The 21,757-nt window shown below is 38.9% G+C and carries 23 protein-coding genes; 4 read left to right on the forward strand and 19 right to left on the reverse strand.

The window, feature by feature from the left end; genetic code table 11:
• The first annotated feature begins 146 nt into the window (after positions 1 to 146).
• The gene (locus ACK1JC_RS12385) at positions 147 to 449 is read left to right on the forward strand and encodes an ankyrin repeat domain-containing protein (protein WP_409512179.1); all 303 of its coding nucleotides are present in this window, start codon (positions 147 to 149) and stop codon (positions 447 to 449) included.
• Positions 450 to 699: 250 nt separating this feature from the next.
• Here ACK1JC_RS12385 and ACK1JC_RS12390 read toward each other — a convergent pair whose 3' ends face one another.
• The 5 genes from ACK1JC_RS12390 to ribF form a co-directional block, all read right to left on the reverse strand.
• On the reverse strand, positions 700 to 1,242 hold the full coding sequence (locus ACK1JC_RS12390) for an NADPH-dependent FMN reductase (RefSeq protein WP_409512180.1): 543 nt from the start codon (positions 1,240 to 1,242) through the stop codon (positions 700 to 702).
• 147 nt (positions 1,243 to 1,389) lie between these two features.
• Positions 1,390 to 1,872, reverse strand: a complete 483-nt coding sequence (locus ACK1JC_RS12395) for a peptidylprolyl isomerase (RefSeq protein WP_409512181.1) — start codon at positions 1,870 to 1,872, stop codon at positions 1,390 to 1,392.
• Positions 1,865 to 2,404 (reverse strand): signal peptidase II, encoded by a 540-nt coding sequence (lspA, locus tag ACK1JC_RS12400; protein ID WP_409512182.1) that lies wholly within the window; start codon positions 2,402 to 2,404, stop codon positions 1,865 to 1,867. The genes ACK1JC_RS12395 and lspA overlap by 8 nt, the downstream gene beginning before the upstream one ends.
• Positions 2,397 to 5,243 (reverse strand): isoleucine--tRNA ligase, encoded by a 2,847-nt coding sequence (gene ileS, locus ACK1JC_RS12405; RefSeq protein ID WP_409512183.1) that lies wholly within the window; start codon positions 5,241 to 5,243, stop codon positions 2,397 to 2,399. The genes lspA and ileS overlap by 8 nt, the downstream gene beginning before the upstream one ends.
• A gap of 64 nt (positions 5,244 to 5,307) precedes the next feature.
• Positions 5,308 to 6,309, reverse strand: a complete 1,002-nt coding sequence (gene ribF, locus ACK1JC_RS12410; protein WP_409512184.1) for a riboflavin biosynthesis protein RibF — start codon at positions 6,307 to 6,309, stop codon at positions 5,308 to 5,310.
• Positions 6,310 to 6,512: 203 nt separating this feature from the next.
• Here ribF and ACK1JC_RS12415 point away from each other — a divergent pair, with 203 nt between their 5' ends.
• Complete coding sequence (locus tag ACK1JC_RS12415; RefSeq protein WP_409512185.1) at positions 6,513 to 7,649, forward strand: TDT family transporter; 1,137 nt, start codon at positions 6,513 to 6,515, stop codon at positions 7,647 to 7,649.
• Between the two features lie 117 nt (positions 7,650 to 7,766).
• Complete coding sequence (locus ACK1JC_RS12420) at positions 7,767 to 8,330, forward strand: 5'-nucleosidase (RefSeq protein ID WP_409512186.1); 564 nt, start codon at positions 7,767 to 7,769, stop codon at positions 8,328 to 8,330.
• Between the two features lie 83 nt (positions 8,331 to 8,413).
• On the opposite strand, the gene ACK1JC_RS12425 is transcribed toward ACK1JC_RS12420, so the two are convergent.
• The 13 genes from ACK1JC_RS12425 to ubiG form a co-directional block, all read right to left on the reverse strand.
• Positions 8,414 to 9,043, reverse strand: coding sequence for a TetR family transcriptional regulator C-terminal domain-containing protein (locus ACK1JC_RS12425; protein WP_409512187.1), 630 nt, complete (start codon positions 9,041 to 9,043; stop codon positions 8,414 to 8,416).
• 414 nt (positions 9,044 to 9,457) lie between these two features.
• Positions 9,458 to 10,297: an ATP-binding cassette domain-containing protein gene (locus tag ACK1JC_RS12430; protein WP_409512188.1), complete on the reverse strand. Its 840-nt coding sequence runs from the start codon at positions 10,295 to 10,297 to the stop codon at positions 9,458 to 9,460.
• A gap of 26 nt (positions 10,298 to 10,323) precedes the next feature.
• On the reverse strand, positions 10,324 to 11,145 hold the full coding sequence (gene ssuC, locus ACK1JC_RS12435) for an aliphatic sulfonate ABC transporter permease SsuC (protein ID WP_409512189.1): 822 nt from the start codon (positions 11,143 to 11,145) through the stop codon (positions 10,324 to 10,326).
• Positions 11,142 to 12,347: an FMNH2-dependent alkanesulfonate monooxygenase gene (gene ssuD, locus ACK1JC_RS12440; RefSeq protein WP_409512190.1), complete on the reverse strand. Its 1,206-nt coding sequence runs from the start codon at positions 12,345 to 12,347 to the stop codon at positions 11,142 to 11,144. Before ssuD ends, ssuC begins: the two co-directional genes overlap by 4 nt.
• 30 nt (positions 12,348 to 12,377) lie before the next feature.
• Positions 12,378 to 13,367, reverse strand: coding sequence for a sulfonate ABC transporter substrate-binding protein (locus ACK1JC_RS12445; RefSeq protein ID WP_409512191.1), 990 nt, complete (start codon positions 13,365 to 13,367; stop codon positions 12,378 to 12,380).
• 48 nt (positions 13,368 to 13,415) lie between these two features.
• Complete coding sequence (locus tag ACK1JC_RS12450) at positions 13,416 to 14,390, reverse strand: sulfonate ABC transporter substrate-binding protein (RefSeq protein WP_409512192.1); 975 nt, start codon at positions 14,388 to 14,390, stop codon at positions 13,416 to 13,418.
• A 333-nt stretch (positions 14,391 to 14,723) separates the two neighbouring features.
• A complete protein-coding gene (gene argA, locus ACK1JC_RS12455; protein WP_409512193.1) occupies positions 14,724 to 16,076 on the reverse strand; it encodes an amino-acid N-acetyltransferase in 1,353 nt (450 codons plus the stop codon).
• Positions 16,077 to 16,280: 204 nt separating this feature from the next.
• Entirely contained in the window at positions 16,281 to 16,679 is a 399-nt protein-coding gene (locus ACK1JC_RS12460; RefSeq protein ID WP_409512194.1) for an RcnB family protein, read from the reverse strand.
• A 192-nt stretch (positions 16,680 to 16,871) separates the two neighbouring features.
• Positions 16,872 to 17,264: an RcnB family protein gene (locus tag ACK1JC_RS12465; protein ID WP_409512195.1), complete on the reverse strand. Its 393-nt coding sequence runs from the start codon at positions 17,262 to 17,264 to the stop codon at positions 16,872 to 16,874.
• Between the two features lie 263 nt (positions 17,265 to 17,527).
• A complete protein-coding gene (locus tag ACK1JC_RS12470; RefSeq protein ID WP_409512196.1) occupies positions 17,528 to 17,683 on the reverse strand; it encodes a hypothetical protein in 156 nt (51 codons plus the stop codon).
• A gap of 161 nt (positions 17,684 to 17,844) precedes the next feature.
• Complete coding sequence (locus ACK1JC_RS12475; protein ID WP_409512197.1) at positions 17,845 to 18,591, reverse strand: YciK family oxidoreductase; 747 nt, start codon at positions 18,589 to 18,591, stop codon at positions 17,845 to 17,847.
• Between the two features lie 42 nt (positions 18,592 to 18,633).
• Positions 18,634 to 19,320: an HAD family hydrolase gene (locus ACK1JC_RS12480; protein ID WP_409512198.1), complete on the reverse strand. Its 687-nt coding sequence runs from the start codon at positions 19,318 to 19,320 to the stop codon at positions 18,634 to 18,636.
• Positions 19,320 to 20,033: a bifunctional 2-polyprenyl-6-hydroxyphenol methylase/3-demethylubiquinol 3-O-methyltransferase UbiG gene (gene ubiG / locus ACK1JC_RS12485; RefSeq protein WP_409512199.1), complete on the reverse strand. Its 714-nt coding sequence runs from the start codon at positions 20,031 to 20,033 to the stop codon at positions 19,320 to 19,322. The genes ACK1JC_RS12480 and ubiG overlap by 1 nt, the downstream gene beginning before the upstream one ends.
• Before the next feature lie 192 nt (positions 20,034 to 20,225).
• Between ubiG and ACK1JC_RS12490 the strand changes: the two genes are divergently transcribed.
• A complete protein-coding gene (locus ACK1JC_RS12490; RefSeq protein WP_409512200.1) occupies positions 20,226 to 20,840 on the forward strand; it encodes a thiol:disulfide interchange protein DsbA/DsbL in 615 nt (204 codons plus the stop codon).
• Between the two features lie 84 nt (positions 20,841 to 20,924).
• Here ACK1JC_RS12490 and ACK1JC_RS12495 read toward each other — a convergent pair whose 3' ends face one another.
• Complete coding sequence (locus ACK1JC_RS12495; RefSeq protein WP_409512201.1) at positions 20,925 to 21,572, reverse strand: TetR family transcriptional regulator; 648 nt, start codon at positions 21,570 to 21,572, stop codon at positions 20,925 to 20,927.
• Between the last annotated feature and the right edge of the window lie 185 nt (positions 21,573 to 21,757).

Consider the following 21,757-nt stretch of genomic DNA (forward strand, 5'->3'; position numbering starts at 1 on the left):
AGTAAGTCATCGCCAGCTTTTAAATCTAAAACACCCTCTGTCATAAGACAGAGGGTGTTTTTTATTGTCAGGGGAAAAGTAGATGGGAAATAAATGCTTTTTATCGCTTATAATTAATTTAACGATGAATAACCTTAGAAAATACTATGAAATTCACTCCAATCCCTGAAAATAATGAAGAATTACACCTTCCTCAGCTTGTTTATTGCGCTTCTTTAGGTGAAATTGAACAAGTGAAAGCCTTACTTGAGCAGGGCATTGACCCCAATCAGACCGATGATGAAGGCTATAGTGCATTGCAGGCAGCCGCTGAAAATGGTTATTTCGAGATTGTTCAATTACTTATTCAGCAAGGCGCAGATGCACATTATAAAAGTGAATATACAGCCTTACAGCTCGCTGAAATGGCCGATCAGCAACAGATTGTTGAGTATCTCATGAACTTATAAGGTTCAATTCATAAAAACTGCGTAATAAAAAAAAAGAACCCCATCTTCCTGATGAGGTTCTCTTTATATACATGTATTAGGTAAACTCCTGTTCTACCTTACTTCCTGTTAATCAGACCAATTATTGTTGTTTTTTGTCTGGGAAACTTCCTGTTCCCTATACAAGTAGAATACGATTGATAATGAAGTACGAATAGTTGTTTGTTGCAGCAATACTTGTAGGCTATAGCTTACATTAATAATAAAGTGCTTAGACATTACTATATTGAATCAATTTATTGACCACAGATTTAACTGCTTTATTGTCAAATTCATTTCCTTCAAAGCTTTCTCCATGGGTACGACTGAAAATATCTCGTAATTGAATCACGGCATTTGAGTCAATCATACTTAAACCTGCACATATAAGGCGTATTTGTGCAATCGAACTTGTACCATTGCTACCACCATAGCTAATGAAAGAAGACGGTTTTCCATGCCATTCTTTATAAATATAATCAAGTGCATTTTTAAGTACAGGGCTGTAGCCTTGATTATATTCAGGGCTGATGAAAATAAATGCATCCCCTGAAGCAATTTTATCTGCCCATTCTTGTTGTTTTGGTTGGTCATAAATACCGCTAGCAGGGGAGTGTTTACCTGCAAAAAATGGTAAATCCCATTCTTTTAAGTCTAAAATTTCAACATTTATTGTGCTAAATTCAAGGTTTTGAATTTCTTTTTTCAGCCATTTTGCAACTTTAATTGCAACACGTCCTTCACGGATGCTGCCCACGATAATTTGAATATTCATTTTGAGTCCTAATTGATCTTTAGAATAGGGAAATTTCATTGATTTAAATTAGTCTGATTTTAAATATATTGAAAGTATTGATTTGTTTTAATTAAAAAAGCTCCGAAAGGAGCTTTTTTAATAGATATTTAGCCATTTAAAATGACTTTATAAAATTTTAATACCTTGTTGACCTGCAGGTGTCACTTTGAAAATTTCAACTTCAAAAGTAATATTTTTACCTGCTAATGGATGGTTGAAATCCACTTCAGTAATGTCTTCTCCTACTGTTTTCACCACACCAAATAGGCTTTGTTTTGCTTTGTCTTCAAATTCGATCATGTGACCTTCGACAGGGCGCTGTTCAAACTTTACAGTATCAAATTTTTGTACATTTTCAGCATTCCATGGACCGAAAGCATCTTCAGGAGGAAGGCTTACTGTGCGGCGATCACCGGCACGTAAACCAAAGAGTGCTTTTTCAAAACCTGCGAGTAAACTACCATCACCCATAACAAGGCTGACAGGTTCTTCACGGCTGCGTGTGTTATCAATTTCTACACCATTTTCAATGGCAACAGAAAAATGCAGATCAACTTTAGAGCCTTCTGCAACACGGGTTTCTTCATTTGGATGAATTAAATCAGTCATTTTGCGCTTCCGCACGCTGGATACGTTGCTTTTCTAAAAAGAAGGTATCGATAAGTAATAAAATGGTACCTAAGGTAATGGCGCTATCTGCAATATTAAAGGCAGGGAAGTGGCTGTTATTGTAGTAAAAATGAATAAAATCCACGACATAACCCAAACTTACTCGGTCAATTAGATTACCGACGGCACCACCTAAAATTAAAGCAATGGCAGCAGGTAGAACCATCATTTTTTTTGGCATACGCATTAACCAAAATAAAAAAATGATGGAAACAACACCTGCAAGACCTGTAAAGAAATAACGTTGCCATCCACCAGCATCGGACAAGAAACTAAAGGCTGCGCCATAGTTATGTAATAATGTCCAATTTAAAAAGGGCAATACTGGATTTTGCTGACCATAAATTAGATGTTCAGTGGCAATCCATTTTGTCCATTGATCCAAAATAATTGCGACAATGGATAAACCCACCCACACTAAATTGTGTGGGTAGAATTGGAATAATCCCTTCTTATTTTCTGGATTAGGCATACTTTCTCTCTTCGCCTTGACCTGTAGGAAGGTTAATAATACAACGACAACAAAGACCTGGGTGTGCTAGATGTGTATTTACATCTGGGAGTACATGCCAACAACGTGCACATTTTTCACCTTCAGCTGCTGAAACTTGAACACGTAAACCGTCAAGATCAGAAGCTTCGCCTTGAGTTTCATCAAAAGTATTGACGATCACTTGAGAGGTGATCAAAACAAAACGTAATTCATCGCCTAAACGGTCAAGTACAGTTTTCAATTCTTCATTTGCCCAAAGTTCAACTTTTGCAGATAAATTAGAACCGACAGTTTTTGCTGTACGTGCTGTTTCGATAAATTTATTTACTGCAGATTTTACTGAAATCAAAGTTTGCCATTCAGCTTCAGTCACGACGTTTTCTGTAGATGCAACAGGAATATCATACCATTCTGTTGTGAACACATACTTTTCAGTTTGACCTGGAATCAGTGGCCAAGCCTCTTGTGCTGTAAAGGTCAAGATTGGTGCCATCCAACGGACAAAAGCTTGTACCAAATGATACAACGCAGTTTGTGCAGAACGACGAGCTTGAGAATCTGCTTTAGTCGTGTATTGACGGTCTTTGATGATGTCTAAATAGAAACCACCTAAGTCATTGATACAGAAATTGGTTAAAGCATTGGTCACAAGATGGAAATTCATCTCTTCGTAGGCTTGTTGAATGGTTTTTTGAACTTCAGTTGCACGTTGCAAGATGTATTGATCAAGTGCAATTAAATCATCAATCGCTAAGCAATCATTTGATGGCTCAAAACCATTTAAGTTCGCAAGCAAGAAACGAAGGGTATTACGAATACGACGGTATCCATCTGACGCACGGTTAAAGATCTCTTTACCTGCGGTCATTTCATAACGGTAATCCGCAGATGCGATCCAGAAACGTAAGCCATCTGCACCCATATCTTTAATAATTTCTTGTGGCGTGATCACATTGCCGATGGATTTCGACATTTTACGCCCTTTTTCATCGACTACAAAACCGTGAGTCAATAAGCCTTTGTAAGGCGCACGTTCATTAATTGCAATTGATGTAAGTAATGATGATTGGAACCAACCGCGGTGTTGATCTGAACCTTCAAGGTACAAATCAGCAGGATCAGTCAGTTCTTCACGTTCACGTAATACTGCGTAATGTGTAGTCCCTGAGTCGAACCATACATCAAGCGTGTCACGGATAGCGTTGTAGTATTCAGCATCATCACCGATGAACTCTTTTGCGTCACGGTTGTACCAACCATCAATCCCTTCTTTTTCAATCAATTGAGCAACTTCTTCAATCAATTCAGGTGTACGAGGGTGTAGTTCATTCGTATCTTTATGTACAAAGAATGGAATTGGCACACCCCAAGTACGTTGACGTGAAATACACCAATCAGGACGACCTTCAATCATTGATTGAATTCGGTTTTTACCCCAATCAGGCACGAAGCTGATTTCATTTTCAATCGCATTGAGTGCTTTTTGGCGTAAGCCTTGTGCATCCATGCTGATGAACCATTGCGGTGTTGCACGGAAAATAATCGGTGTTTTATGGCGCCAGCAATGTGGATAGCTGTGTTTAATCACTACATGTGCCCAAAGTTTACTGCACTCAGTCAGTGTCGCAATAATTTTTGGATTGGCTTTATAAATGTGCTCACCTGCAAAAATTGGCGCAGTCGGCAAATATACACCGTTACCACCAACTGGATTATCCACTTTTAAGTTGTAGATTAAGCCAACTTTATAATCGTCCACACCATGACCAGGCGCAGTATGCACAGCACCTGTACCACTCGTTGCAATAACGTGTTCGCCTAAAATCACAGGCACTTGGCGTTCAGCAATTAAAGGATGTTGTAATTGTAAGTTTTCAAGTTTGCTACCGACAAAATCAGCAAGTACTTCAAATGCTTCAAAACCATAGCGTTCAGTTGCAGATTGAACTAAATCTTTAGCAAGAATAAGGTTTTGAGCAACTTTATTTTCACCTGTTGCTTGTACTAATTGGTATTCTATTTCAGCGTGTAGGGCAACCGCTTGGTTAGCTGGAAGCGTCCAAGGCGTCGTTGTCCAAATCACGATGTCAGTTGAATCAGTGACGGTTAGATCTAAACGTGCAGATAAATCAGCAAGATCAACGACAGTGAAACCAACATCAATCGCATCCGATTTTTTATCTTCATATTCAACTTCAGCTTCAGCCAATGACGAACCACAATCTAAACACCAATTGACTGGTTTTAGACCCGGTTCAATATGACCTGCTTTGGCAATTTCACCGACAGAACGAACAATATCAGCTTCTTGTTTGAAGTTCATTGTCAGGTATGGATTGTCCCAATCGCCAAACACGCCCATACGAACAAAGTCTTTTTTCTGTAATTCGACTTGTGTATACGCATATTCACGGCAGGCTTTACGGAAAGTTGAGGCATCGACTTTAACGCCAACTTTACCGACTTTTTCTTCAACTTTAAGTTCGATTGGTAAACCATGACAGTCCCAACCTGGCACGTATGGTGCATCAAAGCCATCCATAATACGGCTTTTGATAATGATATCTTTTAAGACTTTATTGACTGCATGACCCAAATGGATTTGACCATTGGCATAAGGAGGACCGTCATGCAGAACATATTTTTTCTTGCCAATACGCGATGTACGAATCTGCTGATAAATGTTGTCGGCATACCACTCTTCCAACCATTTCGCTTCACGTACTGCAAGATTTGCTTTCATTGCAAATTCAGTACCCGGCAGGTTTAGCGTAGATTTATAATCTACTGCATTTTCAGTAGTTTGCTTATCGCTCATGCAAGTTGTCATCCAATATTATCAGCATCATTGCTGACACGTTTTACAAGAAAAATAGTTAAGTTTATAAAGGGAATTTGGGGGTGTTTTGGCGAAACTCAAGGAGCTTCACGACATCATCATCAATTCCTGCTTGAAGTGCTTCAAGCGAAGGGTAGTTTAACTCGCCATGTAAATAGTCGAGGAAAGTTACCCGCATTAATAGACCATACAGATTAGCAGAAACTTGGGGGAAATGTACTTCCAATCGCCACTCTGGATGTTCCTGCTTAATAGCTGGTCGTGTGCCGACATGCCCTGCACCAAAAAGTGTTTGCGCATGATAGCCTGAAACACCGTGTAATTCAGGGTGCGCAGCACGAACTTTGTCTGCCAATGGTGTGGTTTCACATGCGACTTCCACCGCATAAATGCCATTTAAACAAGGCTTATGACGGTTCATACGTACATTGATGGTTGGGAAATTCAATGTACGACCAATCTGGTCGCCATATTGTACACGACCTGTCATGCTATAAGGACGACCAAGTAATTTGGCTGCAAGGTTTAAATTACCTTGTTGTAGCACTTGGCGAATGCGTGTTGAACTGACTCGCTCACCGTCAAATTCAACAGTCTTAAGATTGGTGACATTAAAGCCATATTGTTTTAAAAATTCGCTATTGCCCTGACGGTCTTTGCCAAAGTGAAAGTCGTCACCCAAGATAAGGCTTTGTGCATTGAGTTTATTTTTGAGTAAGTCGGCAAATGCTTCTGCGCTTAAACTACGGAATTGATTGTCAAATTTAGCAATCGCAACATAATCAACACCAAGCTCAGCTAAATATTCTACTTTTTCACGTAATGAACTGATTCGAGGTGGGGCATCATAACCTTTAAAAAATTCGAGCGGTTGTGGCTCAAAAATCATCACCATTGTCTTTAAATGGCGCTGTTCAGCAAATTGCTGAAGCTGAGAAATCATGGCTTGATGACCCAAATGGACACCGTCAAAATTGCCGATCGTCACTGCGGTTTCGGGCAATTGTAAGTCAGTGGCTAAAGCATTTAAACGTAACAGCTTCATGATTTCAAAATAGGCTTAAATTTGAAAGGATATATATTGCCATATTCTCACAGATTCGTCTTGTTGTTGTGTTTTTACTCAAAATATTTTTTGAATTATTGAGTTTTATATCAATTAAGCTGATTCATTTAATAAATATTAATCAATTTTATTTATTATGGAATGTTTGTAAGATATAAACATCGACTTAAGAGGTTCAGACGATGAAAAAGCCTTTGTATCAACTTAAACAACGACATGATGTAATTCGACAGTTCACACCAAACTGGTTCACTGTCACCATGGGGACGGGTGTTGTGGCATTGATTTTAGCTGAATTTTCTGTTTTCTCACAGTCGATTAATATGTTTGCGACTTTATTATGGCAAATGAATATAGTTTTATTTTCATTATTTAGCGTGCTCTATATATTGAGATGGCTCATTTATCCGCATGAAGCACGACAAATTTTTACTCACTCAAGTATGGCATTGTTTTTGGGCACAATTCCCATGGGAATTGCGACCATTATCAATGGTTTCTTAAAGTTTGGTGTAGTGTTATATGGTGATATTGCTATACAGATTGCACAAATGCTTTGGTATGTCGATGTATTCTTGGCGGTACTGATTGGCGTTTTTGTTCCATTTTTAATGTTTAGTCGCCAAAAACATGAGTTAAAAACCATGACTGCGATGTGGCTACTACCGATTGTTGCATGTGAAGTTACGGCAGCAAGCGGAGGTTTATTGCTTCAACATTTGGCTGTGGGACAGACCACTTTAGGTATTTTATTTGGTAGTTATATGTTGTGGGGCATGTCAGTGTTACCTGCATTTGCGATTTTGACGATTTTATTGTTGCGTTTAGCCTTGCATCAGCTTCCAAGTAAAGAACTTGCGATCAGCAGTTGGTTGGCGCTTGGTCCAATCGGAACAGGAGCATTGGCATTACTCGTTTTAGGCGCACAAGCACCGCATATTTTACAAGCCTATCATTTAAATGGCTTAGCAGATTTTTTACACTATGCAGGTATTGCAAGTAGTTTAATCTTTATTGGCTTTGGTGTGTGGTGGTTTGTTATTGCTGTTCTCACTACATTGAGTCATGTGAAAACAGGTTTACCGTTTAATTTAGGTTGGTGGGGGCTGACATTTCCACTCGGTGTATTTACGCTTGCCATCCTTAATTTAGGGCATCAGTTGCAGGTCAATTTTATCGTAAACTGTGGTTTAGCACTTTCGGTCTTGTTGATTGCTTTATGGGGGATGGTGATGCTGAAAACATTGCGTGGTATGTATCAAGGTTATTTATTCCATTCTCCATGTTTGCAAAATTTACTACAACGTGAGCAGGTTTAAGTATCTGGGTTTAAAGTGACTTTGACAAAGCTCACTATTTATAAAATGCATCAATCGATATTTGCAGATTGGTGCATTTTGCATTTAAATGAGCAAAAATTTTGTGGATCGTATGGTATGAAAGATCAACTCGCTTTAATTATGGCACTACCGAGTGAGTCGAAAGGCTTATTTGAACAAGCTGGTATTAAGGTGCATTACAGTGGTATTGGCAAGGTCAATGCTGCATTTAAAGCTTTTGAGGTCATTCAACAAACAGGCTGTAAAGTTTTACTCAATCTAGGCACAGCAGGTAGTTCACATTTCAATGCACATGAGTTGGTTGAAGTAGTGCAGTTTGTACAACGTGACATGGACGTATCACCGCTTGGATTTGAAGTGGGAGTTACACCCATGGATCAAGATTATCCAGCTGAAATTGAATTTGAACGTTATTTTGAGCAGTTGACACAAGGTGTATGCGGTACAGGGGATAGCTTTGAAACTGGTTTATCTAAAGTATCGTGTAATTTGGTCGATATGGAGGGTTATGCTTTGGCAAAAGTATGTAAAAAACTAGGTGTACGCCTTATTTCTGTCAAATATATTACCGATGGTGCAGGTGATACAGCACATTTAGAGTGGGAAGAGAATTTATTATTAGGGGCTCAGAAATTATTAGAATTATATGAAAGTATCTGAGATTGTATTTTTCAAAATTCGGCGACCATAGGAGAACTATGGTCGTATGCCAAAAATAATTCTAAAGAATTCTTTAGGTCTATTTATGTTTGCGGGTTTTGATCGCGTGGAATCACACCGTATAAAATCATGTGAATGGTATGTTCAATCATACGTTGATACATGCTTTTATTACGTAAAGACTTTCCTGTGACCATTTCAATTTGGGTGTGGAAATCGGCATAATTTTGCGTTAAGCCCCAAATATTTAAAATTAGTAATTCAGCATCAATTCCGGCTGAAATTTTACCTTGTTCTTGCCAATTTGAAATGACTTTAGCTTTGCGTTTAAACAGTTTTTTCAGTGGACCTTTTAAGATTGGCAAAATATGTGGCGCACCTTGAATTACTTCTAAAGCAAATAATCGAGAGGCTTTTGGTTGAGTTTTTGCTGTTTCAATTTTGGTCATCAAATAATGCGTAAGTGCTTCTACAGGCTCAAGCTCTGCTTCAAGTGCTTGCAATGGCGCAAGCCACTTCTGCATAACAGTCGTGAGGACTTCTACATACAATGCTTCTTTATTTTCATAATAATAAAAAATATTGGATTTATGCATTTCTGCAATTTGGGCAATTTCATCGAGGCTCGCACCATTAAAGCCATAGAGTGAAAATACATCCAATGCGGCGGCAAGTAATTGCTGCCTTTTTTGCATACTCTTTTTTTGTTCCATCTCAGCTGTATATCTTCAAAATGATCTTTAAATTGTACGGTAAAATGTCTGATTTGTGCACAAGTGAATGGCTTATTTTTAAATAAAATCGAATAATTTATAGTAAGAATGATGTATTTAATCTATTTCGATGATGTTCGTGTGTAGTTGCACAAAATAAGGGCACAAAATACGTTTAAAAATAATATTTTGAATCATATTTTCATTTTTTTTAATTAAGGTTTTTTGGTAAGAGCGACCTCAAATAAAAGGCGTTATTGGATCATTTTCGGTATATTTCAACCCTTTATTTATTTTCTAAATGGAGTGTGAAATATAATTTTCCCTGTGTATATCTAATGACTTCACCACCCAAACTAAATCGAAAAGCATGAGCGGTATAAAAAATCGATTCAATGCTTGAATAAGTGAATTTTAGGTAGACAAAACAGCATTTAAAACTTGCTGTTCAAGTTTAGTAAATGCCATATTTTTTTGACGAGGGCGAGGTAAATCGACATTAAATTGTTGAGCAATTCGTCCTTTATCGAGCAAAATAATACGGTCTGCCAACTGAACTGCTTCACTGACATCATGCGTGACTAAAATAGTGGTAAAACCCTGTTCAAGCCAAAGCTTTTCAATGAGATTTTGCATGTCTAAGCGGGTGAGGGCATCGAGTGCACCCAAAGGCTCATCAAGTAATAAAATACGAGGGGTGTGCGATAAAGCACGAGCAAGCGCAACACGTTGACGCTGCCCACCTGAAAGCTGTGATGGCCATAGTAAAGCTTTATCTTTTAAACCGACTTTTTCAAGCAGTTGCATCGCCTTAGGGAAATGTGTTTTATTCAAGCCAAGCTGTGCATTGCTGAGAATATTTTTCCATGGCAACAGTCGTGGGTCTTGAAACATGACTCGAATATCACTAGATGTAATACCTTCACGAAAATTCTGCAAAGATTTAAATTTAATTTCGCCATAACTTGGTTGTTCTAAATCTGCAATTAGACGTAGAAGGGTACTTTTACCACAACCGCTTCGCCCAACAATTGCAACAAATTCTCCTGCACCAATATGTAAGTCCAAGTCTTCGAGGACTTTAACATCGCCATAAAACTTATGCAGTTGCTCAATTAGAATCTCTGCACCGACAAGATTTTGCTGTGACGATGGAAGGTTTTGCTCGTCGTGTATTTTCGTTGTTTTTTTTTGCGCAGCGTCATTTGTTGAAGCTGCATCATTGGCATATTGGCTAATACTTAAATCGGTCATGATCTGACTCCTATGATTGAGATTGCCTAGGATTGATAGCCGGGATGCCATCTTAAAAGATATTTTTCGAGTGCTTGTGCAAATACATCGGCAAGTTTGCCAAGTAGGGCATACAGTAAAATACCAACGAGTACGATATCGGTTTGTAAGAACTCTCGTGCATTCATGGTCATGTAACCAATGCCTGCTTGAGCTGAAATAGTTTCTGCAACAATAAGTAAGACCCAAACCAAGCCCAAAGAAAAGCGCAAACCGACTAAAATTGAAGGCATAGCACCTGGTAAAATAATTTCTTTGTATAATTGCCAACGAGTTAAGCCGTAGCTTTTTCCCATTTCGATTAACTGTGGATCAACTGAACGAATACCATGATAGGTATTGATATAAATAGGGAAAAATACACCAATTGCTACGAGAAATAATTTTGCAGATTCATCAATACCGAACCATAAAATCACCAATGGAATAAGTGCTAAAGCCGGAATATTTCGGATCATTTGCAAGGTTGTATCAAGTAAGGTTGATGCTATTTTTGATGAACCATTTAGTAGCCCAAGAATTAGCCCTAAGCCTCCACCGACAAAAAGCCCCATCAATGCACGGCCTGCACTGACTTTAACGTGTTGCCATAACTCACCACTGACGAGTAGTGTCCAAAAAGCGGAGAGGACAGCTGTAGGTGCAGGTAAAATACGACTTTGTAATAATCCTGTTTTAGATGCGATTTGCCAAATAGTCACAAGTAGGATCGGAACAACCCATGGCAGCAAACGCTGCCAAAGTTGCTGTGTTCCACGTGAAACCATGGATTTTTTTTGCTGAGTATTTGGTGGCGTTAAGACATTCATGCAAGCTCCTTCAGCGAATCTTTGTGCTGAGCGACACTTGCTAGCGTTGTCTCATTTTTTGTTGCATTCGGCAGGTAGTTATTTGCCACAATTTCACCAAAAGGTCCGGTTAAATTTGGCTGAGTTAATTTTTTACGGGTTTCGATTGGTAATAGTGGGAAGACCAATTCAGCAAAACGAATAGACTCTTCTAAGTGTGGATAGCCTGAGAAAATAAAAGTACTAATGCCAAGGTCAGCATATTCTTGAATACGGTCAGCAACCGTTTGTGGATCACCGACCAACGCTGTACCTGCACCACCACGAACTAAGCCTACACCTGCCCAAAGGTTCGGTGAAACTTCGAGTTTGCTACGGTCGCCATTGTGTAGTTCAGCCATACGACGTTGTCCAACTGAATCCATCGTTTTAAATTTTGCTTGTGCCGCTGCAATGGTGGCATCATCTACATATTGCAGAAGCTCTTCAGCTGCTTGCCATGCTTGTTCATTTGTTTCACGAACAATCACATGCAGACGAATACCATAATTTAATTGACGTCCTTTAGCATCAGCACGTGCTTTAACCACAGCAATTTTTTCTTTCACTGATGCAGGTGGCTCGCCCCAAGTGAGGTAGGTATCGACTTGTTCTGCTGCGAGTTCAATGGCATCTTCTGAAGATCCACCAAACCAAAGTGGTGGGTAAGGCTGCTGAATGGGTGGGTAAAGAAGTTTTGCATCTTCGACTTGTAGTCGTTCACCATTGAACGTAAAACTTTCGCCTGTATGTGAACGTTTTAAGATTTCACGCCAAATAGTGGTGTATTCGGCTGCGGTTTTATAACGTGTAGCATGATCTTCATAAACACCATCACCTTTGAGTTCTTGTTCATCGCCACCCGTCACTAAATTTAGCAAAACACGACCATTCGATAATCGGTCAAATGTGGCTGCCATGCGTGCTGCAAGTGCAGGTGTAGTGACACCTGGACGTAATGCGACAAGGAATTTTAGATTTTTTGTCGCATCAATCAGACTCGCCGCCGTGATCCATGGGTCTTCGCAAGAACGCCCTGTTGGAATGAGTACACCTTCATAACCCAAATTATCGACAGCAACCGCAATTTGCTTCATATAGGCATGATCAACTTGGCGTGCACCTTTGCTTGTACCTAAATAACGACTGTCACCATGTGTGGGAATAAACCAAAAAATCTTCATTTCTTTCATCCTTAGAAAAATATTTAAATGCTATTTCGCTGCCCAAACAGCTTGTTTAATGTCGATGCTATTTGGAATAATTTTGAGTTCAGTAAAGCGATTTGCGAGCTGTTGTTGGTCAGCAATAACTTTGGCAGACAGTGGCGCAGCACCCGATGGGCGGGGACGACGATCAATAAACGTCTGACTCACTTGGGGTTTTAAGCCTGTGCTTTTTGCAATGGCTTGAGCCGTTGCAATACGATTTGCTTGTACCCATTGATCGGCAACATTGAGTTGTTGAATAATGCCTTTGACTGCTTGAGGATGCTGTTTAACAAATTCAGGGGATGCTAAATAAAATGTATAATTTGGGCTTAACCCCTGTCCTGAAGCTAAAATTTTGGCGTGATCTTCAAGTTGCGCTGAGGCAAAAAATGGATCCCAAATTGCCCAAGCATCAACAGCACCTTTTTGAAAGGCTGCTCGAGCATCAGCTGGGCTGAGCCAAATGGGTTGAATATCTGACCACTGTAAGCCTGCTTTACGTACAGCCTGTACCAATAAGTAATGCGCACTTGAACCTTTTTGTAGAGCAATGCGTTTACCTTTGAGTTGGCTTAACTGAGTTAATTTTGAATTTTGTGGAACTAAAATGGCAGATGCCAACGGTTTAGCCGCTTCATAGGCAATGTAAAACAACGGTTTTTTTGCAGCTTGTGCATAAACAGGCGGTGTATCGCCTGTTACGCCAACATCTATTGAACCGACAGCCAATGCTTCTAAAATTTGCGGTCCTGCAGGAAATTCATTCCAAGAAATTTTTGCGTTTGGAAATTCTTTTTCATAAAGGTTTTGTTGTTTAGCAATCGCAAAGTTAATCGAACTTTTTTGAAAGCCAATTCGTAATTCTTTTACACTCGGATCAACCGCCCAAACAGAAGATGAGCCCAACATTGCACAACCAAGCATAATCGTAGTCAGAGCATGCCCTGTTTTTTTGAACCATGAAGATGAGTGATGCAAAGCAAGTTGAGTCATTGTTATATCCTCTTTTTAGTGCCATTTTATTAAGTGAATTGGTGAATGTTAATTGGCTAAAATTGCTGCCTTAATGTTGATTTTATTGGGAATCAGTTTTTGCTGATAAAATGCATCAGCAACATATTGTTGCTCTTTGGCAACCTCATCTGAAATGGGGTGAACACCAGAGCCCATGCGTTGAATTGAGGTGTTTAACACGCCAAGTGGCAGACCCGTAGGCTTTTCCAAAAGTTTTGCTGCATCTGTTTGATGCTGTGCAACCCACTGTGTTGTCGTATTGAGCTCATTCACTACTGTTTTTAAAATATCAGGGTATTTTTCGGCAAATTTACGATCAGCAAGGTAAAATTGATAATTATTGACTAATTTTTTACCGTCAGCACTTTGACCATTGGCAATTACTTTTGCACCGAGTTGCTGTTCAGCTGCGGCAAAGAAAGGATCCCAAATCACCCAAGCATCTACAGCACCTTTTTCAAAGGCAGCACGGGCATCGGCAGGCGGTAGATAAACCACATCAATATCAGCGAGTGTTAAATGGTTGGCTTCAAGCACTTTTAATAATAAATAGTGAACATTTGAACCTTTGTTTAAAACAACTTTTTTGCCTTTTAAATCTTGAACAGATTTGATGGCTGAATTTTTTGGGACAACCAGCGCTTCAGCAAGTGGGGCACTCGGTTGGTTGGCAACATAAACCAAATTGGCATTGGCTGCTTGTGCAAAAATGGGTGGTGCTTCACCCGCTTCACCAAAAGATACACTTCCTACGTTTAAACCTTCAAGAAGCTGAGGACCGGCAGGGAATTCAACCCATTTCACGTTGACACCTTTTTCTTTTAAGGTTTTATCGAGGTCGCCACGGGCTTTAATAATTGGCAGTAAACCGTATTTTTGATAACCAATATTTAATGTGATTTGTTCTTGTTTTTTGTCACATCCTGAAAGGAGCATCGTGCTTGCAATACCCAAACTAAGTGCAGTGATTTTGAGTAAAGATTTTGAAGTATTGCGAGCCATGAAGATTGTCCGTCAGCAAAGTGGAGAAGATTCACTTATGCTGTCGGGATTTTCATTGCAAAAAAAATAACTTTTCCAACATTATTTATCAGGAAAAAAGATAAAAGATAAAGTGCACAACTTATCTTAAAAAGTGCAATAAAAACATAACATTATTTTTTTTGATTTTTATCTTATTCTGTTGAATTTAAATAAAATAATGGATTCAAATTAAAAATAGGCAGATGTTTAAAACATTTGCCTATTGCCTTCGGTAAGAGAATTTAATTTAAACAATTGAATAAGGTTTGCAAAAATTCTGCTAACACAGCACCGTTATATACAAGATTTGCTTTAAATCATTTTTTTAAAAACCATTGAATTACGCTGATAATTGTAAAGCGCCTGACGTGTCTCAGGAAGATCATCGACTGTTGCAGGTGTAAATCCGTGTTCGATGAACCAATGCGCCGTACGTGTCGTAAGAACAAAGAGTTGTTGAATCTGCAATTGTTGTGCTTTTTCTTCAAGGAAATGTAAAATTTGTGTTCCTCGATTCGATTTTCGATAACTCGGATGAACAGCAACACAGGCAATTTCCGCAGATTTGATCTCAGAATCGGTTGTTGGAATTGGATATAAAGCAGCACATGCAAGTACAGTACCATCACGCTCAATCACGGCAAATTGTTCAATTTCATTTTCTAAGCGTTCACGTGAACGATAGACCAAGATGCCTTCTTCCTCAAGTGGGCGGAGTAGGTTCATCAGCCCGCCGACATCACCAATATTTGCCATACGCACATCTTCATAATGTGCATCGGTAATCATTGTCCCGTGACCATCTCGGGTGAATAATTCCTCAATGAGTGCTCCATCATAAGCATAAGGCAACAAATGAACCCGATGTACACCATTCAAGGAAGCTGTTTTGGCATTGTGTAAATGCAGTGCAATTTCAAAATTGGAATCTTGAAATTTAGTGATGTGTTGATCGAGTTGATGAGGTGTAATTTCACGGAGTAAATGTCCAAACTCGTCGAGTAGACCTTGTTGGTTACCGAGAAAAATCAATTTTTCCGCTTGTAGTCGAATCGCAGTTTGTGTTGCAACTTCTTCTGCTAAAAGATTAAACACTTCACCTGTAGTGGAATATCCTGTTGGTCCAAGAACCACAATATTATGATTATTTAAATGACATTGAATCGCTTCGGTATCAATAGTGCGGACTTCACCTGTAAGTTGATAATCGATCCCATCTCGGATGCCATAAGGTTTTGCGGTAATGAAGTTACCTGAAACGACATCAATGCGTGCACCAAACATCGGTGAATTGGCAAGTCCCATCGACAGTAAAGCTTCAATTTGTAGGCGAATTGAACCAACAGCATCCATAACGCAAGATAGAGATTCGCGTGTTGTGATACGGCGGTTGATATGAATTGGGCTTGCGATGTGCTTAGCTTTTAAATTTGCATTAATTTGTGGACGAGCGCCATGAACTAAAATTAAGCGAATACCGAGTGAGTGCAAAAGGGCAATGTCATGAATAATATGTTGAAAGTTTTCATGCTGAACCGCTTCACCACCAAACATAAGCACAAAGGTTTTGCCACGATGTGCATTGATATAAGGTGCAGAATGACGAAACCAATGCACATAGTTTTGTGTCGTACTTTGAGTTGGTTCAGTCAGATCAGTTTGCATGTTTACCTCGGTATCACCCATTTCTATATAGAGATTCTAAACAAAAAATGAGAAAGAAGAAGAGTGAAAATAAAAAAAGCACTCGAACATGATGTAACGAGTGCTTGTAAGGGGCGTTTTGATCGGCTTAACATTAGAGACAATGAAAAGCCTAAACTAAATTTAGGCTTTGGGGTCGTTTCATTTTATTCAATATTGCAGTCATTAACCCATGATGCGGATAATACGATTACTACGTTCATTGACTAGAACATAATCACCATTCACTTTATACCATTGTTGATATTTTCCAGGTTTATACAAATCACGGTGGCTCTTATGACTCACTGCATAACGTGACGAATTTAATTGACTTGGAAAAATTTGACCTGAACGCCATTCACGGCTTGGATTTACACGAGAATGGTAGCGTGCATATTGCTGATTATAACGATCTTTATTATCGTAATGATCGTGGCGATCATTATAGCGATCTGAATTCCAACCTGGATTTTGTCCATGACGGTCATTCTGATATCTGTCATGATCATATGAGACTGCCATACTTGATGTTGCAAGTAGTGCACCAAGAGAAAATGTAATTGCTGTAAATACTTTATTCATGTCGCTCACCTAAATGTTCGCATCCTTCGATCGTTTTAGATTACGTGTGGATTAGAGATAAATGGTGAGGGAAATTTAGTTGAATTGTGAAGTATATGGAGGCTTTATGGAGATCTGTAACAAGGCTTTAGAAGAAATGATAAAAATAAAAAACTCAGTGCATTGACTGAGTTTTGAATGTATTAAAAAAATTTACATGCCCCGAATATTTACAATACTATTGCTATCTGAATCAACTAAAATATAGTCATTATTAATTTTGTACCATTGTTGATTTCGAGCAGGTTTTGGTAAATTGGTATCTTTATAATCGACTTTATAACTATTACCACGGTAATGTTGCGGCATCACATAACCTGTTTGCCACTTATGTTGCTGTAGACGACGTACACCCCGTTCTTCACGCTCACGGCGTTTTTCACGAAGTTCATCATCATTATCATCTTGTTGATAATCTCGATATTTTTTACCTTGTCCACCACGTTCAGAGCCACGGTCATCGTCCCAATGTGGACCAGCAATGGCGATATGGCTCGCCATTAACGCACTGAAAGAAATAGCCAAAATAGCAATTATCTTTTTCATGTAATGTCCTCGTGGATGATATTTTTGTTGACCCGACTAATGTACTGCCAAAATGCAGAGAAACTGTGAAGAATAAAGAGTAATTCGATTAAAACTACAGAGATAATAAGAACATATTTTCAAATCGCTTGAAAGTATTTCCTGCAAAACCTCACTGTACGGTGTTTTATCACGAACTTTAGAGTGTGACGTAGTTCATTTTAATTTGTAAATATTTATATGAAAAGAGAATATTTTGCAATATAACGTGAAAATACGCTGACTTAATACCACTGTTCATGCATTAAATTTAAATAATCTACGGCTTCAATGACTTGTTTAGCATGGTGAGGATTGTCTAAAGCTTGGATTAAATGTTGAGGTAATTGAAATTGCTCAATTGAACGAATGATTTCAACTTTATGTTTCTGGTCTTTCATAGGATCTACTTAACTCAGTATGTTGTGAATGATAAGTAGAGCATAGAATATTTTATTCAATGTGTTAAATGGATTAAAAATCTAATAATAATTGGGTAAAGCGATTAAAAAACCCGATTTCATAAACAAAATCGGGTAAGATAAAAATGAATCATCAGAGTTTAATCTTGGGCGTCAATACTCTGACCATTCATATGCAAGCTGTCGTCACCCATGAGATATAAATATGCAGGCATGATAGCTTCAGGTGTTGGTAATACTTTTGGGTCTTCTTGTGGATAGGCTTTGGCACGCATTGCCGTTCGTGTGCCACCAGGGTTAACGCAGTTATAACGAATGTTTGGATAAGTATTTTCTTTAGCAAAGATCTGACTGACGGCTTCAATGGCAATTTTTGAAACCGAATATGCACCCCATTCTGCACGTGCTTCACGACCTACACCAGAACTCGCAAAGACAACAGACGCATTTTCAGATTTTTGCAATAAAGGCAAAAGTTCTTGCGTCAGTACAAAAGGTGCGCGTAAGTTAACTGCCATGACATCATCCCAAACCTCTTCAGGATATTGTGCTAAAGGGACACGTTCACCTAAGATGCCAGCATTATGCAAAATTCCATCTAAGCGACCAAATTGTTGTTCGAGTGTATCGACTAATAATTCATAATCTCTTGCAGAAGCGGTAGAAAGTTGTAGCGGTAAAATGGCAGGTTGTGGTGCGCCAAGAGCTTCAATTTCATCATAAATCACTTCTAACTTATTGAGCGTGCGACCATGCAAAACCACCGTTGCGCCGTGTAGGGCATAACTAATTGCAGCAGCACGACCAATTCCATCACCTGCACCCGTGATCAGAATAATTTTATCTTTCAATAAGTCGGGACGAGGTTGATATTCTGAATATTTCATGCGTGACCTCCTGTAATTTTTATGATGCTTGAAAATGCTAAATTACGCTGTTGCCGATGGAATATCTACTAAGTTTTCGATGAGTTGATGTAATTCGACGACATTATTTACGATGGCATCTGCTTGCCATGCAACAAGATCATCTTTGTGTTGCAATGGTAAATAGCCATAAGCTGCTAAAATGGTATACATATTTGCATGACGCCCAGCATCAATATCTCGTGGATGATCACCCACATAGATACATTGTTCAGGCGCGATATTAATCTGCTTTGCTGCTAAATACATTGGTTCAGGATCAGGCTTCGTTTTGCTGACATCTTCAGGGCAAACTAAAACTGCACAACGCTCCGTCAAATTGAGTGCTTCGAGTAATAACTCACTTAAACCACGCGGTTTATTGGTGACAATTCCCCAAGGAATATTATTTTGTTCAAGCTGTTCAAGTAGGGGATACATACCTTCAAAAAGGTCTGTATTTACCGCAATATCTGCACCATATAAATCTAAAAAGTGCTGACGATGTGCAAGAAAAATCGGGTCATCCACTTCTAGTTCAGGATAAACTAATTTCACCATCGCTCGTGCACCTTCTGATACTTGGGTGCGAATCAGATCGGCTTCGACAACAGTACGATCTTCATTACGACACATTTGTTGAATAATGCGAATGAAGTCAGCAGCAGTATCAATTAAGGTTCCATCAAGATCAAAAAGTACGGCTTGCATTACACACCTTCGTTTACGGTATAGACCATATAGTTGACATCAACGTTTGGGGCTAACCAATAGTTTTGAGTCAGTGGGTTAAAATGTAAACCTGTCATATCTTTGAGTTTTAAGCCTGCTCCACGAATGTCATGTGCAAGTTCTGATGGTTTAATAAATTTGTGATAATCATGCGTACCTTTTTTTAGCATACGCAAAACGTATTCTGCACCAATAATCGCCAGTAAATAGGCTTTAGGATTACGGTTAATGGTCGAGAAAAAGACATGACCACCTGGTTTGACGAGTTTTTGGCAGGCTTGAATGATGGATGCTGGATTCGGTACGTGTTCAAGCATTTCCATACAGGTCACAACGTCATATTGTCCTGCTTGTTCTTCGGCAAGTTGCTCTACAGGAACTTGGCGATACTCGATATTATTTACATTTTCTTGTTCTGCATGTAAACGAGCAACATTGAGTGGTGCTGCACCCATGTCGATGCCTAAAACATCTGCACCACGACGCGCCATGCTTTCAGCCAAGATACCACCACCACAGCCGACGTCGAGAATTTTTTTACCACTTAAACCGCCTACGTGTTCATCAACCCAATTTAAACGTAGTGGATTAATTTGATGTAGTGGACGAAACTCAGATTGCTGATCCCACCAAAGTGCCGCAAGGGCTTCAAATTTTGCAATTTCTTGTGGATCAACGTTAAGTTGCGACATGCAAGTCACCTCTAAATCAATTGTTTTCATCAAAAATAAGTTTATGTGCTAGTGTAACCATAATTCTGAAAAAAGCGATGAATCGTATAAAAATCTTCACAGAAGGAAAACGATTTTCCCATATTTGTTTTATAGTTAGCAGATAAGCTAATGACAGCTATATAAGATGATGCATAGAGGACAAAAATTGTAATGAAAAAATTTATTCTTGGCGGTGTAGCCGCTATGGTTATGGCATTTTCTGCAAACACAATGGCAGCAGATTATGTTGCAGGTAAAGATTACACCGTGATTCAGAACCCTGGTAAATCTGCGGTTCCAGGTAAAATCGAAGTTCGTGAATTTTTTTGGTACGGATGTCCTCACTGTATCAAGTTAGAACCACATATGCAGACTTGGCTGAAAAAATTGCCAAAAGATATTTACTTTGTGCGTACACCTGCCGCAATGAATAAAGTTTGGGAACAAGGTGCTCGTGCATATTATGTAACGGAAGCGCTTGGTGTGCGTAAAAATACGCATTTACCAATTTTCCATGCAAATGGAAATGGTCAACAAGTTTTACAAAAAGCAGAGTTTTCTCAGTTTTTAACGCGTTATGGTGTACCTGAAGCAAAATTTAATAGTATGTATGATTCTTTCCCAATTACTGCAAAAGTGGCTGAGTCAAATAAACTTGCACAACAGTACCAACTTTCAGGTGTTCCTGCTGTGGTTGTAAATGGTAAATATGTTGTTACTGGTGAAGATGCTAAAGTAACTCAAGTAGTTGATTATTTAGTTAATTTAGAACGTAAGTCGAAGTAGTTATTAGACTTATAGCGAAAAGCCAATCAATTTTGATTGGCTTTTTTATTTAATGATTAGAAAAATGACGTGCTACATCATTTTTTATACTTCTTTACGACCTTCCCAATTGGAAATACCTTTAAAAATTAAATGAACTTGCGTCACAGCTTGCTTTTTTAGAACCATTTTTTGTAGTTCAAGCTCTATACCTTTGTATTGACGGCAGAGGCTAATCCACGACATTGCCCAAGTAAAAGAAAGATTAATGAGAATATTGGTGAGTCCACGTAAATCAGCAACATCATCAAAATTTTGTACAATCTCAAATTTGGTCAGATCATTAGCAAGATCGTCATTGAGAAACTCAATTTCTCGTGCAATGGAATGACGCACAACTTCTGAACCGCCCCAACGCTCTGCAATCATAAAAATCCACTGTTGTGGATAGACATCAACCGCATGAAAAAAGTGTTCCATGCTGGTTTGAGCTTTAGCATTCGGCTGTGCTAAGCCATGCCCAAGTTGATGCACTACACTTTTTAAATATAGCGCAACTTGATCAACTAACTCTTTGCCAAGTTCATCCATATCTTGGAAATGACGATAAAACGCCGTTGGAACTAAACCAACCTCTCTGGCTACTTCACGCAAACTAATACTGGAAAATGAACGACCTGAAGTGCTTAATGTCAAAGCCGCATCAAGTAAAGCCTGACGACTTTGCTGTTTGCGTTCATCCCGTATTGACATGTGTACACCTGTATTTTTGTGGTGTGATGAGTCTATCAAAAATAGCGATATAAAAATAATGATAAATTAAGCGATGAATGTCAGTGCACACCTGTTGACTCAAATTATAAAAATAAATTATAGTGCACGAGTGTTCACTAAAAGAACATTTGTTCACTCAATAAATAGCAAGCATAAAGAGGAAC

It is taken from the genome of Acinetobacter sp. TY2, from assembly GCF_046269225.1.
GTDB lineage: Bacteria > Pseudomonadota > Gammaproteobacteria > Pseudomonadales > Moraxellaceae > Acinetobacter.

Bases quoted from the DNA above. Each gene is read 5' to 3' on its own strand.
- ubiG (WP_409512199.1), bottom strand. From the start codon at position 20,033: ATGTCGCAACTTAACGTTGATCCACAAGAAATTGCAAAATTTGAAGCC.
- ACK1JC_RS12420 (WP_409512186.1), top strand. From the start codon at position 7,767: ATGAAAGATCAACTCGCTTTAATTATGGCACTACCGAGTGAGTCGAAA.
- ACK1JC_RS12470 (WP_409512196.1), bottom strand. From the start codon at position 17,683: ATGAAAGACCAGAAACATAAAGTTGAAATCATTCGTTCAATTGAGCAA.
- ileS (WP_409512183.1), bottom strand. From the start codon at position 5,243: ATGAGCGATAAGCAAACTACTGAAAATGCAGTAGATTATAAATCTACG.
- ribF (WP_409512184.1), bottom strand. From the start codon at position 6,309: ATGAAGCTGTTACGTTTAAATGCTTTAGCCACTGACTTACAATTGCCC.
- ACK1JC_RS12430 (WP_409512188.1), bottom strand. From the start codon at position 10,297: ATGACCGATTTAAGTATTAGCCAATATGCCAATGATGCAGCTTCAACA.
- argA (WP_409512193.1), bottom strand. From the start codon at position 16,076: ATGCAAACTGATCTGACTGAACCAACTCAAAGTACGACACAAAACTAT.
- lspA (WP_409512182.1), bottom strand. From the start codon at position 2,404: ATGCCTAATCCAGAAAATAAGAAGGGATTATTCCAATTCTACCCACAC.
- ACK1JC_RS12460 (WP_409512194.1), bottom strand. From the start codon at position 16,679: ATGAATAAAGTATTTACAGCAATTACATTTTCTCTTGGTGCACTACTT.
- ACK1JC_RS12480 (WP_409512198.1), bottom strand. From the start codon at position 19,320: ATGCAAGCCGTACTTTTTGATCTTGATGGAACCTTAATTGATACTGCT.
- ACK1JC_RS12495 (WP_409512201.1), bottom strand. From the start codon at position 21,572: ATGTCAATACGGGATGAACGCAAACAGCAAAGTCGTCAGGCTTTACTT.
- ssuC (WP_409512189.1), bottom strand. From the start codon at position 11,145: ATGAATGTCTTAACGCCACCAAATACTCAGCAAAAAAAATCCATGGTT.
- ACK1JC_RS12385 (WP_409512179.1), top strand. From the start codon at position 147: ATGAAATTCACTCCAATCCCTGAAAATAATGAAGAATTACACCTTCCT.
- ACK1JC_RS12490 (WP_409512200.1), top strand. From the start codon at position 20,226: ATGAAAAAATTTATTCTTGGCGGTGTAGCCGCTATGGTTATGGCATTT.
- ACK1JC_RS12445 (WP_409512191.1), bottom strand. From the start codon at position 13,367: ATGACTCAACTTGCTTTGCATCACTCATCTTCATGGTTCAAAAAAACA.
- ssuD (WP_409512190.1), bottom strand. From the start codon at position 12,347: ATGAAGATTTTTTGGTTTATTCCCACACATGGTGACAGTCGTTATTTA.
- ACK1JC_RS12425 (WP_409512187.1), bottom strand. From the start codon at position 9,043: ATGGAACAAAAAAAGAGTATGCAAAAAAGGCAGCAATTACTTGCCGCC.
- ACK1JC_RS12395 (WP_409512181.1), bottom strand. From the start codon at position 1,872: ATGACTGATTTAATTCATCCAAATGAAGAAACCCGTGTTGCAGAAGGC.
- ACK1JC_RS12465 (WP_409512195.1), bottom strand. From the start codon at position 17,264: ATGAAAAAGATAATTGCTATTTTGGCTATTTCTTTCAGTGCGTTAATG.
- ACK1JC_RS12475 (WP_409512197.1), bottom strand. From the start codon at position 18,591: ATGAAATATTCAGAATATCAACCTCGTCCCGACTTATTGAAAGATAAA.
- ACK1JC_RS12450 (WP_409512192.1), bottom strand. From the start codon at position 14,390: ATGGCTCGCAATACTTCAAAATCTTTACTCAAAATCACTGCACTTAGT.
- ACK1JC_RS12415 (WP_409512185.1), top strand. From the start codon at position 6,513: ATGAAAAAGCCTTTGTATCAACTTAAACAACGACATGATGTAATTCGA.
- ACK1JC_RS12390 (WP_409512180.1), bottom strand. From the start codon at position 1,242: ATGAATATTCAAATTATCGTGGGCAGCATCCGTGAAGGACGTGTTGCA.